The organism is Burkholderia sp. AU30198, assembly GCF_020419825.1.
In the GTDB taxonomy this organism is placed as follows: domain Bacteria; phylum Pseudomonadota; class Gammaproteobacteria; order Burkholderiales; family Burkholderiaceae; genus Burkholderia.
This window is the reverse complement of the sequence record NZ_JAIZSA010000007.1, coordinates 22,879-38,931: the sequence shown is the minus strand read 5'-3', so window position 1 is coordinate 38,931 and position 16,053 is coordinate 22,879. Positions and strand designations below refer to the sequence as shown.

The following is a 16,053-nucleotide window of genomic DNA, read 5'->3' as shown; positions in this document are numbered from 1 at the left end:
CCATGTCGCAGTATTGACGGAAGCCGGGCAGGCGATTTTTGCGCGGATCGGGCATCGTCTGGACGCGGCAGGCGTCGCGCAGGCGGGGGTCATGCAGGATTGGTCAGCGACGCCATTACACCGACACCCACGCAACCCCCTCCTTCAAATGCTCCACGCGCTGCGGCCGTTGATACAGGTAGCCCTGCGCGTACTGAATCCCGACCGCATGCAGCGCACGATGTTGCGCTTCCGTTTCCACGCCTTCCGCGATGATCTTCAGGTCGTAGTGATGCGCAACGGCTGCGATCCCCTCGATCAACCCCGCATTGCCGCCGTTCAGTGGCGAGACGAACTGGCGATCGATCTTCACGTAGTCGAACGGAAAGCGCGACAGCATGTCGAGATTGCTGTGATGCGTGCCGAAATCGTCGATCGCGAACTTCGCGCCTTTCGCTCTCAGCGCGTGGAAGATCGCGGTGGTCCGCGCGTTCTTTTCGAGCAGGATGCGTTCGGTGACTTCGAGCACCAGCGTAAAGCCGGGCGGCAGCGCGCGGATCGCCGCCTCGACGACAGACACGAACTGCGCGCGCTCGAGATCCTTCGGCGCGATGTTGATGGCGATGCGCAGTGGCATGGACGGCGTCAGCGCGGACAGTTCCGCCACGGCCGTCCGCAGCACGAATTCCGTCACTTTCGGCAGCACCGCGCTCGATTCGACTTGCGGGATGAACACGGCCGGGCTGATGGCCCCCCACTTGGGATGCTGCCAGCGCAGCAGCGCCTCGACGCCGACGGTCCTGCGCGTCTCGACATCGACGATCGACTGGTACACGACATGAAGTTCGTCGCGCCTGAGTGCGTTGCGGACGGCCTTCAGCAGCAGGCGGCGCGGCGCCATCGCCAGCAGGTAGGCCGCCATCACGAGGCCATCCGCCAGCAGCACGATCGTGATGCCGATCAGCCGATAGTGGTGCCGGACCTGCGACGTGTAGTGCGCGGATGCGGCAACCGATACCGTGAACGGCCAGCGGGGCGACGCGATCGTGCTTCCGCCTGCAGGTTCCGCGGCCGATTCCGGCGAAAACTTCCCGTGCTGATCGAGATGGCCCGACCCCGCGATCGACAGCGTCGCGGTTTCCGTCCCGTAGCGGGCGCCGTGCGCGAGCGCGTCGGCCACATAGTCGCCTTCGATCAGATAGAGCACGCCCGCGCCGGGCGCGGTGGCGTAAAACACGGGCAGCACCGGGATGCCTTGCTGGAACGGCGTCTGGCGCAGCAGCGTGACGAGCGTCGACCCCGGTTCCGGTTCGTGTGTGTAGGCGCCGAGCGGCAAGTCGATCGCCCCCAGTGCGGACGAGCACATGACGCGGCCGCCGTTCACCAGCGCGACGGCGCGCAGGTAGCGCAGGCGCGTGCCGATCTCGGCGAGGGTCCGGAATACCGTCGGGCAGGGCCGTCCAACGAGCGCGGTGAGTTCGTCCACATGTCGCAGGCGGGCACCGTCGAGGATGCGATCCACCGATGCGACGATGTCGTTCGCGATCACGCGTTCATGCTGGGTGACGGTGTCGCGCGCGTAGCGGTCGGCAAGCACGATCGCGCACGCCGGCACGAGCACGCAAACGATTACGGCGACGAAAAAGACGACCCCCGGCCACGCGCCGCTGCGCTGGAAAACGGGCTTCGAGCCTGGCGTGAACGCCAACATTCCCGCGGTCGCCTTTGGTGTTGTGTGTATGAAGCAGCAAGTCGAACCGGTCGATCCAGCCGTGTCGCGCATGCGTCATGCCGGGTGCGGGCAAGGCGGTGTGCGCGCCGGTATCGCGATGCGATCGATTCTACGGTCGCGACGGGCATCTGAGGCAACTCCGTCGCAATCGGCCGTTCATTTCGGAGGCCGACCTCTATAAACATGCGCATGCAGTGCACGGTTATGGGCGTAGCACACCGAAAAAACCCCCGGCCGCAGGGTCGTGCGGCCGGGACGAAAAACACCGTCTCTTGGCACGAGGATGGTGCGCGGCAAGTATAAGATGTGACGAGCGATTGTGAAATATTGTTATTCAACAATTGGTGTAGTTTTGTCATTGTGTCTCGACGGGAAACATTCGTTCAGAATGTTGTTTTCGTCGACCTGCCGCTGGCTTGCAAGCGGTCGCCGCGCGTCACGGTCGCGCGTCTCGCCGGAGTGTTGAGATGGAAGAAAACACCGTGCCCACGGTCGTCGTGACCGACGGTGCGGCCGCAGCCGACGGCGGCTCGCTGTGGCTCCAGATTGCCGTGAACGGGCAAGTCCGCAACTACCGGCTCGATCGCGCGCTGACGTCGCGCGGGACGCCGCGCTACAACGCCATCAGCGGTGGGCATGGGCCGCTTTCGAAAGCTGAGCGAAAGGCATTGCTCGCGCTGCTGCGCCGCATTGCCGACCCCGCGATGTGGGCCGGCATGGTCGGCACGTTCGTGCAGGTGCTGCAGGAATCCGGCGGTGAATGAACGTTGCGGTACCGGTGCGTCGCGCGAGCCGCGATTCAGAAATCGTTGCGCATCTTGCGGAGCAGATCGCCGGCCGACTGGTGCGTATCCACCGCGGTGAGGACATCGGTCACGAACCACGGCAGGTTCAGTTGCGTATTGGAATCGCCGACGCAGACGCGGATCGGCGGCGCCTTCGATGGCGAGCGGGCGTCGGGCGTGGCGTCGCGGGATGGCACGCAGTTTTTCGCGTGCGCTTGAACGGGCGCCGGCTCGGCGCCGCCGGATGGTGCGCCGGCGGCTGCCGGCAAGCTGACGGCGGCAAGCAGGGTCAGGACAGCGGCAGCGGCAACGCGTTTCATGGGATTCTCCGGCGATGCTCGTTCGACCGCGCGGGCGGACGCGAGTTCGTCGGCGGCACGGTGGCCACGGAGGCGTGCCGCGCTCAGCCGCGCGCAACGTTCGCTGCCCGCGCAGGTTGCCGGCTGCGCCACTGCTGCGGCGATTCGCCGGTCCAGCGCCGAAAGGCGCGCGTAAAGGCGCTGTGTTCCGAATAGCCGAGCAGCCACGCGACTTCCGCGAGCGTCAACCGCGGATCGTTCAGGTGGTCGATCGCGAGCCGTCGCCGCGTGTCCTCGCGCAGTATCCGGAAGTTGAGCCCGAGTTCGGCAAGCCGACGATGCAGCGTGCGTGACGACACATGCAGATCCGCAGCGATCTGTTCGATGCTCGCTTCGCCTTGTGTCAGCAGGCGCGCGACGGCTTCGCGCACCGACTGTTCGAGGTCGTCCGTCTGCCGCAACTCGGCAAGCAGCGCGCTCGCCTGGCGTTCCATCATCTGCAGCAGCGCGTCGTCCGGTTGGCGCAGCGGCTGCGTGAGCAGGTGCAACGGGAACGCGAGCCGGTTCACCGGCTGGCCGAACCGCACCGGGCAGCCGAAATACTCGACGTACGGCCGCTCGTCGTCGGGTGACGGGTGCACGAAGCAGACCTCGTCGGGCCCGTGATGCGTGCCGGTGATATTGCGCGCGAACTGGACGATGGCCGTCAGCGCGACTTCGTCGACAAGCGGGCCGAGCGGCTCGGGCGCGTCGTGCCATTCGATCGCGACCGAGGTCACCTCGACCCGCACTTCCATGCGCGCGACGTTCGCGATCAGGTGTTCGTATTGCTGCCAGCGTGCGAGTGCGGCGCCGGCATCGCGGCACGCATGCAGCGCGTAACCGAGCGCACCGAGGTGGGCGGGCGTGATCCGTTGGCCGACGTGCAGGCCGAGCAGCGGATCGTCGAGCGCGCGGACCGCGCATTCGAGCAGGCGCCGCCAGTGCGCACTCGCGTACAGCGTGAGCCCGCGATCGTCCTCGGGCGGACGCGCCTCGCCGAGCACGCGGGCGGCATCCTTGCCCTGCTCGGACAGATAGTCGAACAGCAGCCGCACGTAGGTGCTCGAGTAGTAGACGCGCTGCGTCGATAGCGGGGAGGCGGCGGGCATGGCGGAAAGTGTCAAGTAATCGTCGGCAAGTGTCAACGCGAGGCGACCCGTGCGCGACCATACTGCCGGTCAGTTCCTGATCGAGGCCGCGAACATGCCGACCGAGTTGATGACGTGGCTCCATGCGTTCCTGGGTAACGACGTGGACTGGAAGCAGGTGCTGCTGATCGGCATGACACCGGTCTTCCTGATCGCGTTCGCGATCGAATACGCGGTGATGACCGGGCGCGGCCGCCGCGAGCCGTTTCGCTGGAAGGAGATCGTCGCGAACCTGTCGCTCGGCGCCGGCTATCAGGTGGCCGAGACCGTGATGGGGCTCTTGTTCACGGGCGCGATCTTCGCGTGGCTTTACCGGCACCGCTGGTTCGACGTGCCGGTGAACGGCTTCACGATCGTGCCGATCTTTGTCGTCGTGGAGTTCTGCTACTACTGGTTTCACCGCACGTCGCACCGTGTGCGCTGGTTCTGGGCCGCGCACGTGCCGCATCACAGCGGCGAAGTGATGAACTTCACGACGGCGATGCGGCAGTCGCTGCTGAACGCGTTCGTCGGCGTGTTCGTGTTCTATCTGCCGCCGGTCTGGTTCGGCATCCCGCCCGCCGTCGTGCTGTTCCTGCTCGCAGTCGATCTCGCGTACCAGTATTTCGTGCATACCGAAGCGATCGGGCGGCTGCCGCGCTGGTACGAGTACGTGTTCGACACGCCGTCGAACCACCGCGCGCATCATGGCCGCAACCCGCGTTACATCGACAAGAATTACGGCGGCGTGCTGATCATCTTCGATCGCCTGTTCGGCACGTATGTCGAGGAAACGGAGCCGGTCGACTACGGGATCACGCAGCAGATTCGTTCGTACAACTTCCTGGTGCTGAACCTGCACGAATTCGTCGACATGTGGCGCGACGTGTTCGCGCCCGGGCCCGTCCTGCAGCGGCTGAAACATCTGTGGATGCCACCCGGGTGGGAGCGGCCGGGGCATCGGCCGATTCATACGTGGAGTGTCGAGCGCAAGGGCGAGGATGCGGCTGCGACTGCGGCGCGTGTCATGCCTGACGAGGAGGCGCTGGCGCCAGGGCGCAAGATCGTACAAGCCACCCGCACGCGTTCCGGCTAACCTGCGTGCTTTCCTCGGCGAAAGGCACGGCGGGCGATGACGAAGAAAGTATTCTGGGACGATCCGTACCGGACCACGCTGGATACCGTCGTGAGCCACGTCGACGGCGCTCACGTGCGGGTGGACGCGACCATCTTCTTTGCGTTTTCGGGCGGGCAGGAAAGCGACGCGGGGTCGCTTGGCGGCTATCCGGTCATCCAGGCCGACAAGCAGGGCCTCGACATCGTCTATACGCTGCCGCACGATCATTCGCTGAGCGTCGGCGATCGCGTGACCTGGCGCATCGACTGGACGCGGCGGTACCGGCTGATGCGTCTGCACTTTGCGGCCGAAATGGTGCTGCAGTTGGTCTATCGGCTCCGGCCCGGCATCGAGCGCATCGGTGCGCATATCGGGCAGGACAAGGCGCGCATCGACTTCGCGAGCGACACGAGCGTGGCGCCGCTGTTTCCCGAGATCGAATCGGCCGCGGCCGACCTGTCGAAGCGCGACCTGCGCATCGTGACCGACTTCAGCGATGTCGACGCGCAACGCCGGTTCTGGGCGGTCGACGGCTTCGCGACGATGGCGTGCGGCGGCACGCATCCGGCATCCACCGGCGAGATCGGCATGCTGACGCTCAAGCGCAGGAATACCGGAAAGGGCAAGGAGCGGATCGAGGTGATGCTGGTCGAGCCGGAGATGGCCGGCGGGCAGCGGGGCGAGCGGGTGGTGTAGCCTTCGACAGGGCACGCCCGAAAGGCCGAACGCCGTCGCCGATACGTGATTCGGCGAAGCCTTTGTTCCACACATGTATATTGACGGTCCATGCATCGAATGGCCGGCGATTTCACCTGGCTTCGTTTGCAGGTCACCCTGCGCACGCATCGCCGACTGTCCGGATCGCGGCGCGCGCGGTGAAACATCCAGCGCAAGCATAAAAAACAGCGAACATTCCGAGCCCGCGCATGAGCGATACCGAGATCCTGTTTCAACTGACCGAGCAAGACCTGGTCCACGCTTACCGCCTGAATCTTCGGCGCAAATACAACTGGAAGTATCTGCTCACGACATTCGCGATCATGGTGATCGCGTACATCGTCATTTTTTTCGGTGGTTTCCGGGTGGTAACCGGCGCCTGGCTGGAATGGCGCAATGTCTGGTGGATAGCGGGAATCGCGGCGGTGGTTTCGATCGGCGTGCCGCTGCTCTACCATCTGATGTTGGGTCGAGTCGCCCGCAAGATCTACAGCCAGCAAAAGACGCTCCATCAGCCACACACGGTCATCTGGCGAAGCGAATGTTTCATCGTCGAATCCCCGACGTCGCACGAGGAATTCCGCTTTGCGGATCTCATTCACTGGAGCGAAGATCGTGACGCGATCCTGCTTTATCAGTCGGCGCTGATGTTTCGCCTCATACCGAAGCGGGTGCTTGCGGAACCGCAGGTGGCCATTTTGCACCAGACGCTGCTGCAGAACGGCGTCCGCAAGATCTAGCAGGCCGGTGAGCGCATGCTGAAACCCAGACGCGTTGCATCGCCCGGGTTTCGAACGGGTTTGTCGCAGGATGCGTATCCCGCATCACCTCACTGATACCCGTAACACTGCTTCAATCCCGTATAGTCGTAGAAGTGACTGCCCGGCGCGATCTTCGCGCCGTCGCACGCGGCCTGGAAATCCGTTTCGCGCTCGTTGTACAGCATCTTCACGATGAGCCGCGATCCGTTGCGGTACACATCCCACTGCATGTTCGCGGCCATCGGCGACACCTGATCACCGCGCCATGGATTGTTCGAATACGTGTAGGTCTGCGCCTGCGGTGTCGGCACGAATACGTTCTTCAGGTTCATGATCGACGCGAACGGAATCACGATCTCCGCATGCGTGAAGCGCAGCTTCGCGGCGCGGGTCAGGTCGCCGCGCGCGATCGCATCGACTTCACCGAAGAAATCGTCCTGCAGCACCTTCGCCATCCGGTACGTGACGGGGTTCGCTTCCTGGATGCCGGGCCCCTTCTGGTAGTAGTCCTCGGCATCCTGCAGATACGCGAGATACTGCGCCTGCTGCGCGCCGATGTACTTCTCCATCGTGACACCGCCGGTTTCCGCCGTCATCGCGGGCGCGACCTGCAGCAGGTTGTACAGCACGTTCACCGCATCGACGGCCGTCGCGATTTTCGTCTTGCCGTCGCCTTTCAGCGTGTTGGTGAACTTGCCGTCCGCCGATGTGAATGCGTAGGTGCCCGTGTTCGCGAACGTGTAGCCGTCGGTGCCGAGCTTCGCGATGAATGCCTGCGACACGAGTGCGGACAGCACCGTTTGCGCGACGTCGGCCGCCTGCGGTGCGGCCTTGATTGCGTTGAGCTTCGCGGCCACCGTCGGGTCGTTCGCATAGGCCTGGTATGCCTGGCTCGCCTGGTAGGTCGCGTAGTACGGATTGCTCGTATCGGTCACGAGATCGGTGGCCGGTTTCAGCGAGTGGAAATACAGCAGGAAGCGGTTGGTGCCGGCCGGCTGCGCGACCGGCGCGTTCGCGGGATAGCCTGACGGCGCGGCGGGCAGCGTGATCGCCGTGGCCAGTGCCGGTTGCGCGGCCACGAGCGACGCGGAGAAATACGTCGAGCTGTCGACCGCGCGATCCTGGCCCGAGTTGACAACGACGACCTGCCGGTTGCCGGCCGCGAACAAGGCGGGAAGCCGCTGCGCGAGACGCGCGGCGAGCTGCTGGTGTTCGCGGATGCCGGTTTGCGTGAGGTTGCCGTACCCGGGCGTCGAGATGCCCGCCACGCCATACCCGAGCAGCGCATTGGCTTTCATCATCGCGAACGTGTCGGCCTTGAGCTGCGCGCCGAGCGCGGTCAGCGCGCCGTCGGCCTCGGCCTTGACCAGCATCGCGTAGATCGCGCCGTCGTACTTGAAGCCCGACAGCCCGCGCGAGCCGTGGCGGGCGACGAGTTCGGCATAGACGGGCGCGTAGCCGGCGGGCGGCGCTTCGTATGTCGCGGCGTCCTGCTGCGGACGGTACGGCGTCTTCGTCTGGTAGTAAGTCGCGGGTGCCGGCGTGGGCTGGGGTTGCGGCTGCGGTGCGGGCGTCGAGCCGCTGTTGTCGGCAGAAGCCGCGGGCGGTGTCGAGTCGTCGCCACCGCATGCGGCAAGCAGCAGGCAGGCAATCGCGAGGGCGGTGGCAGTGCGGGTCGGGCGTGTCATCGTGGCGTGCAACGGACGGGACGATGCGGGTTCGCGTCGTTCCGTCTCCGGGAGTGATCGATCAAGCCCGGAAGTGTTGCAAGCAACTTTGACAGCAGAATGTCAGGATTCGGTCGGGCAATCGTCGGATTGCCGCCGGATCGTGGACGGCCGGACCTAGCCGGCCGGTTTGCCGGCGTTCAGTGCAGCCCGGCCGATGCGATCGAGCGCACGGTGTCGGTGATGTTCACGCAGCGCGACAGGCCGAAATGCTCGGCTTCCCGGCGCTCCGGTTCGCTGCTCGCGATCGCGACCGCGCGTTCGGGCGGCACGCCGAGTGCCTGCAGCGCGACGTCGAAAGGATGCTGGTTTGATCCGGACTCCTGCTGATTGGCGTCCGTGACGACGACCGAGAAGCGGTCGAGGTTCGCGCGGCCGAACTGGCCTTCGAACATGTCGCTGAGCCGTGCGGCCGGCAGCGTCGTGACGAGACCGAGTCGATATCCTTCTTCCGATGCTCGGTCTAGCCACTGGATGATCGCGTCGCGTTGATGGCGCGATTCGTGCGAGTCCGGTGTTGCTTCGATTTGCGCGAATGCTGCGTCGAGACGGGTGACGATGGCTTCGATAACCACGGTGATTCCTCTACAGAGACGTGATGATCCGTTCGCCGACGGGAATGCCACACACCTTAGCGTCGATCCGGAAAACGCGACCAATTAATATTTTTATCCGACCCATACGATTTGGCTAATGAATCGGGTGGCGAGCCAGCGTGGGCGCGGGATGCGTGTGATGCAGCATGGTTCGCGCGAATGACATCGTATCGACGGCCGTCGATGTGATGCACCAGATTCGCGCACGCGGTGAATGACCTGCACCGTGCATGTGCATCAAAAAAAGACGGCATATCGAGCGATGCACGCCCGATATGCCGTGTTGCGATGCTGCGTGCGAACGGGTGCGATCAGTGCAGCTTGATCGACGGCTGGTTGCGGCTTTGCAGCCAGTGGCTCAGCGACTGGAACAGCGCGCGCTTCGCGCCGACCACGCTGAACAGGTGCTTGCGATACAGGAACTTGTACAGGCCGATCGCGGCGAGCCCGTCGACGATCAGCGAGCGCGAACGCACGCCGAGGTCGGCCTGGTACACGGCGCCCGCATGCCCGAGCGACACGACGGTGCCCGCATCGCGGAACGTGAAGCCGGCCACCGGCTTGCCGGCGACGCGGCGCGCGAACGCGTTGACCAGATACACGGCCTGCTGGTACGCGACCTGCGCGCGCGGCGGCAGGAAGCCGCTCGCACCGGCGGTCGGGCATGCGGCGCAGTCGCCGAACGCATACACGTGCGGATCGTCCGGCGTCTGCAGCGTATCGGTCACGATCACCTGGTTCGACCGATTGAGCGCGATGTCGCCGATCTCCCGCAGGATCGCGGGGCCCGCCACGCCGGCCGCCCAGATCGTGATGTCGCTGGCGAGCCGTTCGCCGGTCGCGGTCGTCACGGCATCCGCACCGACTTCCGCCACACGTGTATCGGTCAGCACGTCGACGTTCAGCGCGCGAAGCTGCGCGTGCATCTTGCCGGACAACCGCTCGTCGAGCGCGGGCAGGATGCGCGGGCCGCCTTCGATCAGCCGGATGTGCACGTCGCGCGCGGACACCAGCGCCTTGAAGCGGTACGTCGTCAGCTGCTGGATCGCGTGTCGCAGCGCGGCGGCCAGCTCGACACCCGTTGCGCCCGCACCGATCACGTTGATGCAGATCGGCGCCGCGCGCTGCGCAGGCTGCTGCTCGGCCAGGTGATTGGCCCTCGTGCACGCCGCGAGGAACTTCCGGCGGAAATCCTCGGCTTGGTCGAGGTTTTCGAGCGGCAGTGCGTGGCGCGCCGCACCTGGCACATTGAAGAAGTTCGTCACGCTGCCGACGGCGAGCACGAGGTCGTCATAGCCGAGCTCGCGCTGCGGCAGGATCTCCGTGCCGTCCGCGTCCTGCACGGCCGCGATCGTCGCCGTGCGGGCGGTGCGGTCGACCTTCTGCAGCGCGCCCTGCACGAAACGGAACCCGTGGCGCTTCGCTTGTGCCGCGTATTCGATCGTGTGGGAGGCCGGATCGCGATGGCCCGATGCGGCTTCGTGCAGCAGCGGCTTCCAGAAGTGCGTCGGATAGCGGTCGACGAGCACGACTTCGGCTTGCCCGCGGCGTCCGACCGTATCGCCGAGACGCGTGGCGAGGTGCAGGCCGCCGGCGCCGCCGCCGACGATCACGATGCGCGGCAGGCGCGGTGCGCGGTCCGTTGCAAGGTTGGGCGTGGTGTTGTCCATGGTGGGCTCCCGCTGAATGACGATTCGGATGACATTGCTCAAGAACCGACGATATAGTTTCGAACCCACTCGAACAATTTAATGTTTATAAGCGACTCATATGTATTCACTTATAGGAAAGACCGCGACGTTCCGGCAGCTGAAGGCGCTGGACATGATTGCGCGGCTCGGCAGCGTGTCGCGGGCGGCCGAGGAGTTGAACCTGACGCAGCCGGCCGTGTCGCTGCAGGTTCGCCTGCTCGAGGAGGCGGTGGGCGCCGCGTTGCTGCAGCGGGTGGGGCGCGGCGTGCAGCTGACCGCGGCCGGCGAGATCGTGTCGCGCTATGCGCGCGAGATCCTGCATCTGTGGAGCGAGGCGGGTGACGAAGTGGCCGCGTTGACGGGCGATCTCGGCGGCACGCTGCGGATCGGCGCGATCACGACGGCCGAGTACCTGATTCCGCCGCTGCTCGTGAAATTCACCGCGACGCGTCCGCATGTGAAAACCTATTTCAAGGTTGGAAATCGCGACGACATCATCCGCATGCTCGCGACCCATGAAATCGATCTCGCGGTGATGGGCAGCGCGCCGAAGGAGCTGCGCACGCACGCGGTCGAGTTCGCGAAGCATCCGATGGTGTTCGTCGCGGCGCCCGGCCATCCGCTGATGCAGCGCAAGCGCGTCGCGCTGAAGGATCTCGAATCTGCGCACCTGCTCGTGCGCGAACGCGGCGCGGGCACGCGCTCGACCGTCGAGAGCCTGTTCAAGAACGCCGGTTACCGGTTCCATGTGGGCTCCGAACTGTCGAGCAACGAGGCCATCAAGCAGATGGCCGAAGCGGGGCTCGGCATCGCGTTCCTGTCGTTGCACGCGTGTGCACTCGAACTGCGCGCGGGGCTGCTCGGGCAACTGCCGTTCCCCGGCAACCCGATCGAGCGCGAATGGTATGTGGTCACGCTCGCCGACCGGCGCATTTCACAGGTCACGGGGCTGTTCCGCGATTTCCTGATCAAGCAGGGTGCGCCGGTGATCGACGGCGCGACGGTGGCGCCGCACGAGCGCCGGCGCAAGTAGGCGGACGACGCCGGCCGCGAGGCCGGTCAGACGAGCCCGAAGTCGTCGTTGCTGTCGGGGATCGACGCGAGCAGCCGCTCGAGCCGGTACCAGCCGACGATGCGCAGGCACCACGTGGCGAGCGTGGTGCGGCCGTGGCGGGAGCGAGGGCCGGATGACGGGCGGGGCGGGGCGGACGGCGAGGGCGCGGTGAACGCGGCGCGTCGCGCAAGGCACTGATGGGGCATGACGGTCTCCGTAGGTGTCGGATGGGGCCATCGTAAGTGGCGCCGCGCCCGCCGGCGCACACGCAAGGATGGCCGCGAGCAGAAACGGATGATCTTTTTCTGCTCGGCCCGGGCGCGCCCCGGCAGGCCCGGCAGGCGGCCCGAAAACGCGTCACAATGCGCGTTCGACATCCCCATCCACGGGAGGAAGGCCATGAGCGATGCGATTCTCGCGGCGCCGACGGACAACGGCGTCCCGGTCAGCCTGCGCTCCAGCCGCGGGCTCGGCTGGCAGGGCTTCGGCGCGTCGCTGCTGGAAATCCGCGCGGGCACCTACCGGATTCCGGCGGCCGAGCATCACCGGATCGGCGTGCATATCGGGTCGCCCGTTCGCGCGGATTGCGTGTGCGACGGCGAGCGCGTGTCGCGCATCCAGGCGCATGGCGACGTCGACGTGATTCCGGCCGGCCTGCCCGGCCAGTGGACCGACAGCGCCGACTGCCAGATCCTCCATATCGCGCTCAGCGACACGTTCGTGCGGCGGACCGTCGAGCAACTCGAGCTGAAGCCGTCGCAGGGGCAGATCCGCCGCCGGCTGCAGGTGCGCGACCCGCGCCTGCAGCACATCGCGTGGGCGATGGCCGCCGAACTCGAAGCGGACGACGCATCGGATCCGCTCTATGCGGAAAGCCTGTGCACGGCGCTCGTCGCGCGGCTGGTCGACGGCCAGCCGGCGTTTCGCGAGCGCCGCCGCACCCTCGCGCCGAAGGCGGCCGCGCGCGTGATCGACTACGTCGAAGCGAACCTCGACCAGCGTATGACGCTTGCCGAACTCGCGGCGCTCGTGTCGATCAGCGTGCCGCATTTCAAGGTGCTGTTCCGCGAAACGCTCGGGATGCCCGTGCACCAGTACGTCGTGCGGCGCCGGGTCGAGCGCGCGAAGGCGCTGCTGCTCGAAGGTCGGCTCAGCATCAGCCAGATCGCGCTCGAAGCGGGGTTTGCACATCAGAGCCACATGGCGAACTGGATGAATCGCGTGCTGGGCGCGACGCCGACCGAGATTGCGCGGTCGGGCGCGCGTGGCGGGCTGCGGCTGGCTTATGACGGCGAGGGCAGCGGGAGTGGGGCGTAGCGGGGCGACGGCACCGCGGCGGACATGACTCGTCGCTTCGGATCTCGGGGGCATTGTCCAACAGGCCGCTGGACAATGACCGCGTTCGCCCTCATCCAGAACGCGCTGCACCGCCCCCTGTCTCGACGAGCCTGCTGAAGCGCAGCGCCTCGGGTGTGAGCGGCTCATCCATCGCCAGTGTGTCGCTGCTCGTCATCGGCAGACCGCAGGATTCGACGCGACCAGCGAGGCAACGGACGGCTCGCATGGCCGCCACCCCCCAATCCATCATCCTTTCCTGCTGTATTCATCCCTCCATGCGCGCCGGGCCGGCCGCCCAACCCGACAATCACCGCACCTTCATCCCCTCAGGAGCGAATCGTGTTCGTGATCTTCGGTGCATCCGGCAACGTCGGCCAGTCGACTGTGACGGCCTTGCGCAACGCCGGCCATCCCGTGCGCGCGGTGTTGCGCGACGCACGCCATCGTGAACGTTTCGCGCAGCTCGGCTGCGACGTCGTGATCGCCGAGCTGACGGACACGAACGCGATCGCGTCGGCCATCGACGGCGCGCGGGCCGTTCAGATACTGTGCCCGGTACCCGTCGCCGACCCCGACCCGGCCGCGACGATGACGCGGACGATTGACGTGGCGACCGCCGCGCTCGCCGCCAACCCGCCGCCGGTGCTGCTCGCGCTGTCGGACTACGGCGCGGAGCGCGACGGCAATACGGGCATCACCCGCCTGTTTCATCACTTCGAGGAACGGCTGAAGACGATCCCGACGCACGTGACGCTGCTGCGTTCGGCCGAGCATCTGCAGAACTGGACGCGCATCCTGCCGGTCGCGCTCGGCACCGGCGTGCTGCCGAGCTTTCACCATCCGGTCGGCAAGGCGTTCCCGACGGTCTGGGCGCCCGATGTGGGTGTGATCGCGGCGCGGCTGCTGCTCGATGCGCCCGAAGGCGGCAACGGGCCGCGCATCGTCAGTGTCGAAGGGCCGCGGCGGGTAAGTGTGACGGCGATCGCCGATACGCTTGGCGCGGCGGCCGGCCGCGCGATCGTCGCGCATGAGCTGCCGCGCGATACGTGGGCCGCGACGCTGCTGCGCGCGGGGCTCAGCGAACGCCATGCGCAGTTGATCGTCGATCTCTACGACGTGCACAACGCCGGGCAGATCGACGTCGAGGACGGTGTGTCGGAGCGGCTTTACGGGACGACGACGCTGACTGATGCCCTCGCGCAACTGGTGCGCCAGCACGCGCGGTAACGGCGGTGGCGACTGGCGTTGCACATCACGCCGGTCGCCGCACCTTGTTCAGTACCGCATACGAAAGCGACCCGATCACGATTCCCCAGAACGCGGAGCCGAGCCCGAGCCACGTCATGCCCGATGCGGTCGCGAGGAACGTGATCAGCGACGCCTCGCGGTGGTTCTCGTCCTCGAAGATCCCGTGCACGTTCGCGCCGATCGCGCTGATCAGCGCAAGGCCCGCGAGGATCGCGACGAATGCCTTCGGCAGCGCGAAGAACACTGTGACGATCGTGCCCGCGAACAGCCCGCCGACCAGGTAGATCGCCCCGTTCGCGAGCCCGGCGATGTAGCGCCGGTCCGGGTTCTCGTGCGCGTCCTTGCCGGTGCACAGCGCGGCCGTGATCGCCGCGACGACGATCGTGATCCCGCCGAAGCACGCGACCGCGAGCGACATCACGCTGGTCGCCGTGATGATCGGGCGTGCAGGCGTGTGATAGCCGGACACGCGCAGGATCGTCATGCCCGGCAGGAACTGGCCGGTGAGACTGACGACGACGAGCGGCAGCGCGAGGCTGAGCGTCGTGCCGAGCGTCCATTCGGGCGCGATGAAGATCGGGTGCGCGATGCTCGCCGATACGTTGCCGAGATGCGTCATCCCCAGCAGCGTCGCGAGCGCGGCGCCCGTGAGCAGCACGAGCACGATGCTGTAGCGCGGCAGCAGGCGCTTGAAGATCACGTAGGCCGCGATCATCCCGAACGCGAGCGCGGGCTGTTCCGACGCGGCGGCGAACGCATGCGTGCCGAACGGCAGCAGGATGCCGGCCATCATCCCGCACGCGATGCCGCGCGGAATGTGGCGGACGAGCCGGTCGAAATAGCCGGTCACGCCGATCAGCAGGATGATCAGCGCGGCCGTGAGGTACGCGCCGACGGCCTGGTTGAGCGTCAGTTGCGGAAACAGGCCGACGAGCAGCGCGGTGCCGGGCGCCGACCACGCGGTGATGACCGGCACCTTCAGCTTCCAGCTCGCGAACAGGCCCGATACGCCCGCGCCGATGGAGATCGCCCAGACCCACGACGACACCATCGCGTCGGACACATGGGCTGCCTGCGCGGCCTGGAAGAAGATCGCGAGCGGGCCCGCATAGGAAATCAATACCGCGAGAAAGCCCGCGGTAATCGCGGATACGGACCAGTCGTTGCCGATCGCGCGGATCGCGCCGGGCGGGGTGTTCGGTTGCATCGTCGTGGGGAAGTGCGGCGCGCGGCCGGGGGCAGAGCCGGGGCGAATGATTGTTGGAAGCCCCGGACGAGCCGTCATTCTGGGCATTGCCGATGCAATTGGCAATGCGCGGGTATGAGCGATGTTGTTGGTATTTCGTAAGATTTCGGCGGTTAGCGAGCCGGATCGACGGAGATCGAATCGACGTGCTCCACGACCTTGACCGCCTGTGTCAGATCGCCTTCGAGCGTGCGGCCGTGGCTGTCGTAAAAGGTCTGGGTCGTGTAGATCGTCAGCGTGGCGGGAACCGGCTTGCCGTGATCGTTCCAGTCGACGGGTACCGTGTAGGGGCCGATTCTCGCGCCGGACAAGCCGGGGATGGCGGCACCCGAGAGGCGGATGCCGACCGCGGCGCCGCGAATCTCGAAGCTTGCCAGGACGAAGCGCTCCAGCGCCGGCTTGTTGCGGAACAGGGGCAGGATGTCGTCGCGGAATCCGACGGTGCCTTCCGCGAATCCGGTCAGTGGAAGCAGGGTCAGCAGGAGGGCCGCCAGGACGCGCCGGAGCCCGTTGCGCGTGTGTGATGTCGATTCTGGTGCGTGCATGCTTGGCGTCTTCTCCTGCCGGATGTCCGTGGCCCGATTCCCCGGTGGA

At 66.2% G+C, this 16,053-nt stretch carries 16 protein-coding genes; 7 read left to right on the top strand and 9 right to left on the bottom strand.

Annotated features, from left to right (window positions below):
- Positions 1-115: 115 nt before the first annotated feature.
- On the bottom strand, positions 116-1,690 hold the full coding sequence (locus tag LGN19_RS16790) for an EAL domain-containing protein (RefSeq protein WP_226216095.1): 1,575 nt from the start codon (positions 1,688-1,690) through the stop codon (positions 116-118).
- A 488-nt stretch (positions 1,691-2,178) separates the two neighbouring features.
- Between LGN19_RS16790 and LGN19_RS16785 the strand changes: the two genes are divergently transcribed.
- Positions 2,179-2,475 carry a hypothetical protein gene (locus LGN19_RS16785; protein ID WP_226216094.1) on the top strand — a complete coding sequence of 99 codons (297 nt, stop codon included), beginning with the start codon at positions 2,179-2,181 and terminating at the stop codon, positions 2,473-2,475.
- 35 nt (positions 2,476-2,510) lie between these two features.
- Here LGN19_RS16785 and LGN19_RS16780 read toward each other — a convergent pair whose 3' ends face one another.
- Together LGN19_RS16780 and LGN19_RS16775 are read right to left on the bottom strand one after the other, a co-directional pair.
- Positions 2,511-2,816 (bottom strand): hypothetical protein, encoded by a 306-nt coding sequence (locus LGN19_RS16780; RefSeq protein WP_226216092.1) that lies wholly within the window; start codon positions 2,814-2,816, stop codon positions 2,511-2,513.
- 83 nt (positions 2,817-2,899) lie between these two features.
- A complete protein-coding gene (locus LGN19_RS16775; RefSeq protein WP_226216090.1) occupies positions 2,900-3,946 on the bottom strand; it encodes an AraC family transcriptional regulator in 1,047 nt (348 codons plus the stop codon).
- 94 nt (positions 3,947-4,040) lie between these two features.
- Between LGN19_RS16775 and LGN19_RS16770 the strand changes: the two genes are divergently transcribed.
- From LGN19_RS16770 to LGN19_RS16760, 3 genes are all read left to right on the top strand, one after another.
- Complete coding sequence (locus LGN19_RS16770) at positions 4,041-5,060, top strand: sterol desaturase family protein (protein WP_226216450.1); 1,020 nt, start codon at positions 4,041-4,043, stop codon at positions 5,058-5,060.
- A 36-nt stretch (positions 5,061-5,096) separates the two neighbouring features.
- Positions 5,097-5,777, top strand: a complete 681-nt coding sequence (locus tag LGN19_RS16765; protein ID WP_226216088.1) for an alanyl-tRNA editing protein — start codon at positions 5,097-5,099, stop codon at positions 5,775-5,777.
- A 230-nt stretch (positions 5,778-6,007) separates the two neighbouring features.
- Positions 6,008-6,538: a YcxB family protein gene (locus LGN19_RS16760; protein ID WP_226216086.1), complete on the top strand. Its 531-nt coding sequence runs from the start codon at positions 6,008-6,010 to the stop codon at positions 6,536-6,538.
- A gap of 89 nt (positions 6,539-6,627) precedes the next feature.
- Here LGN19_RS16760 and LGN19_RS16755 read toward each other — a convergent pair whose 3' ends face one another.
- The 3 genes from LGN19_RS16755 to LGN19_RS16745 all read right to left on the bottom strand — a co-directional run bounded on the left by LGN19_RS16755 (position 6,628) and on the right by LGN19_RS16745 (position 10,552).
- Positions 6,628-8,247: a histidine-type phosphatase gene (locus LGN19_RS16755; protein WP_226216084.1), complete on the bottom strand. Its 1,620-nt coding sequence runs from the start codon at positions 8,245-8,247 to the stop codon at positions 6,628-6,630.
- 179 nt (positions 8,248-8,426) lie between these two features.
- Positions 8,427-8,861, bottom strand: a complete 435-nt coding sequence (locus tag LGN19_RS16750) for a phosphatase (RefSeq protein ID WP_174378646.1) — start codon at positions 8,859-8,861, stop codon at positions 8,427-8,429.
- 332 nt (positions 8,862-9,193) lie between these two features.
- Positions 9,194-10,552, bottom strand: a complete 1,359-nt coding sequence (locus LGN19_RS16745) for an NAD(P)/FAD-dependent oxidoreductase (RefSeq protein ID WP_226216082.1) — start codon at positions 10,550-10,552, stop codon at positions 9,194-9,196.
- 100 nt (positions 10,553-10,652) lie between these two features.
- Between LGN19_RS16745 and LGN19_RS16740 the strand changes: the two genes are divergently transcribed.
- Positions 10,653-11,606: a LysR family transcriptional regulator gene (locus tag LGN19_RS16740; protein WP_122948538.1), complete on the top strand. Its 954-nt coding sequence runs from the start codon at positions 10,653-10,655 to the stop codon at positions 11,604-11,606.
- A gap of 26 nt (positions 11,607-11,632) precedes the next feature.
- Here the strand turns inward: LGN19_RS16740 and LGN19_RS16735 are convergent, their stop codons facing one another.
- The gene (locus LGN19_RS16735) at positions 11,633-11,833 is read right to left on the bottom strand and encodes a hypothetical protein (protein ID WP_226216080.1); all 201 of its coding nucleotides are present in this window, start codon (positions 11,831-11,833) and stop codon (positions 11,633-11,635) included.
- A 193-nt stretch (positions 11,834-12,026) separates the two neighbouring features.
- On the opposite strand from LGN19_RS16735, the gene LGN19_RS16730 reads away from it, so the two are divergent.
- Positions 12,027-12,944, top strand: coding sequence for an AraC family transcriptional regulator (locus tag LGN19_RS16730; RefSeq protein ID WP_226216078.1), 918 nt, complete (start codon positions 12,027-12,029; stop codon positions 12,942-12,944).
- A 360-nt stretch (positions 12,945-13,304) separates the two neighbouring features.
- Positions 13,305-14,192 carry an NAD(P)H-binding protein gene (locus LGN19_RS16725; protein ID WP_226216076.1) on the top strand — a complete coding sequence of 296 codons (888 nt, stop codon included), beginning with the start codon at positions 13,305-13,307 and terminating at the stop codon, positions 14,190-14,192.
- 25 nt (positions 14,193-14,217) lie between these two features.
- On the opposite strand, the gene LGN19_RS16720 is transcribed toward LGN19_RS16725, so the two are convergent.
- Both LGN19_RS16720 and LGN19_RS16715 read right to left on the bottom strand, forming a co-directional pair.
- Positions 14,218-15,420 carry a benzoate/H(+) symporter BenE family transporter gene (locus tag LGN19_RS16720; RefSeq protein WP_226216074.1) on the bottom strand — a complete coding sequence of 401 codons (1,203 nt, stop codon included), beginning with the start codon at positions 15,418-15,420 and terminating at the stop codon, positions 14,218-14,220.
- Positions 15,421-15,572: 152 nt separating this feature from the next.
- On the bottom strand, positions 15,573-16,004 hold the full coding sequence (locus LGN19_RS16715) for a hypothetical protein (RefSeq protein ID WP_226216072.1): 432 nt from the start codon (positions 16,002-16,004) through the stop codon (positions 15,573-15,575).
- Between the last annotated feature and the right edge of the window lie 49 nt (positions 16,005-16,053).

Bases quoted from the DNA above. Each gene is read 5' to 3' on its own strand.
- LGN19_RS16745 (WP_226216082.1), bottom strand. From the start codon at position 10,552: ATGGACAACACCACGCCCAACCTTGCAACGGACCGCGCACCGCGCCTG.
- LGN19_RS16775 (WP_226216090.1), bottom strand. From the start codon at position 3,946: ATGCCCGCCGCCTCCCCGCTATCGACGCAGCGCGTCTACTACTCGAGC.
- LGN19_RS16740 (WP_122948538.1), top strand. From the start codon at position 10,653: ATGTATTCACTTATAGGAAAGACCGCGACGTTCCGGCAGCTGAAGGCG.
- LGN19_RS16755 (WP_226216084.1), bottom strand. From the start codon at position 8,247: ATGACACGCCCGACCCGCACTGCCACCGCCCTCGCGATTGCCTGCCTG.
- LGN19_RS16765 (WP_226216088.1), top strand. From the start codon at position 5,097: ATGACGAAGAAAGTATTCTGGGACGATCCGTACCGGACCACGCTGGAT.
- LGN19_RS16770 (WP_226216450.1), top strand. From the start codon at position 4,041: ATGCCGACCGAGTTGATGACGTGGCTCCATGCGTTCCTGGGTAACGAC.
- LGN19_RS16785 (WP_226216094.1), top strand. From the start codon at position 2,179: ATGGAAGAAAACACCGTGCCCACGGTCGTCGTGACCGACGGTGCGGCC.
- LGN19_RS16730 (WP_226216078.1), top strand. From the start codon at position 12,027: ATGAGCGATGCGATTCTCGCGGCGCCGACGGACAACGGCGTCCCGGTC.
- LGN19_RS16780 (WP_226216092.1), bottom strand. From the start codon at position 2,816: ATGAAACGCGTTGCCGCTGCCGCTGTCCTGACCCTGCTTGCCGCCGTC.
- LGN19_RS16760 (WP_226216086.1), top strand. From the start codon at position 6,008: ATGAGCGATACCGAGATCCTGTTTCAACTGACCGAGCAAGACCTGGTC.
- LGN19_RS16735 (WP_226216080.1), bottom strand. From the start codon at position 11,833: ATGCCCCATCAGTGCCTTGCGCGACGCGCCGCGTTCACCGCGCCCTCG.
- LGN19_RS16720 (WP_226216074.1), bottom strand. From the start codon at position 15,420: ATGCAACCGAACACCCCGCCCGGCGCGATCCGCGCGATCGGCAACGAC.
- LGN19_RS16715 (WP_226216072.1), bottom strand. From the start codon at position 16,004: ATGCACGCACCAGAATCGACATCACACACGCGCAACGGGCTCCGGCGC.
- LGN19_RS16790 (WP_226216095.1), bottom strand. From the start codon at position 1,690: ATGTTGGCGTTCACGCCAGGCTCGAAGCCCGTTTTCCAGCGCAGCGGC.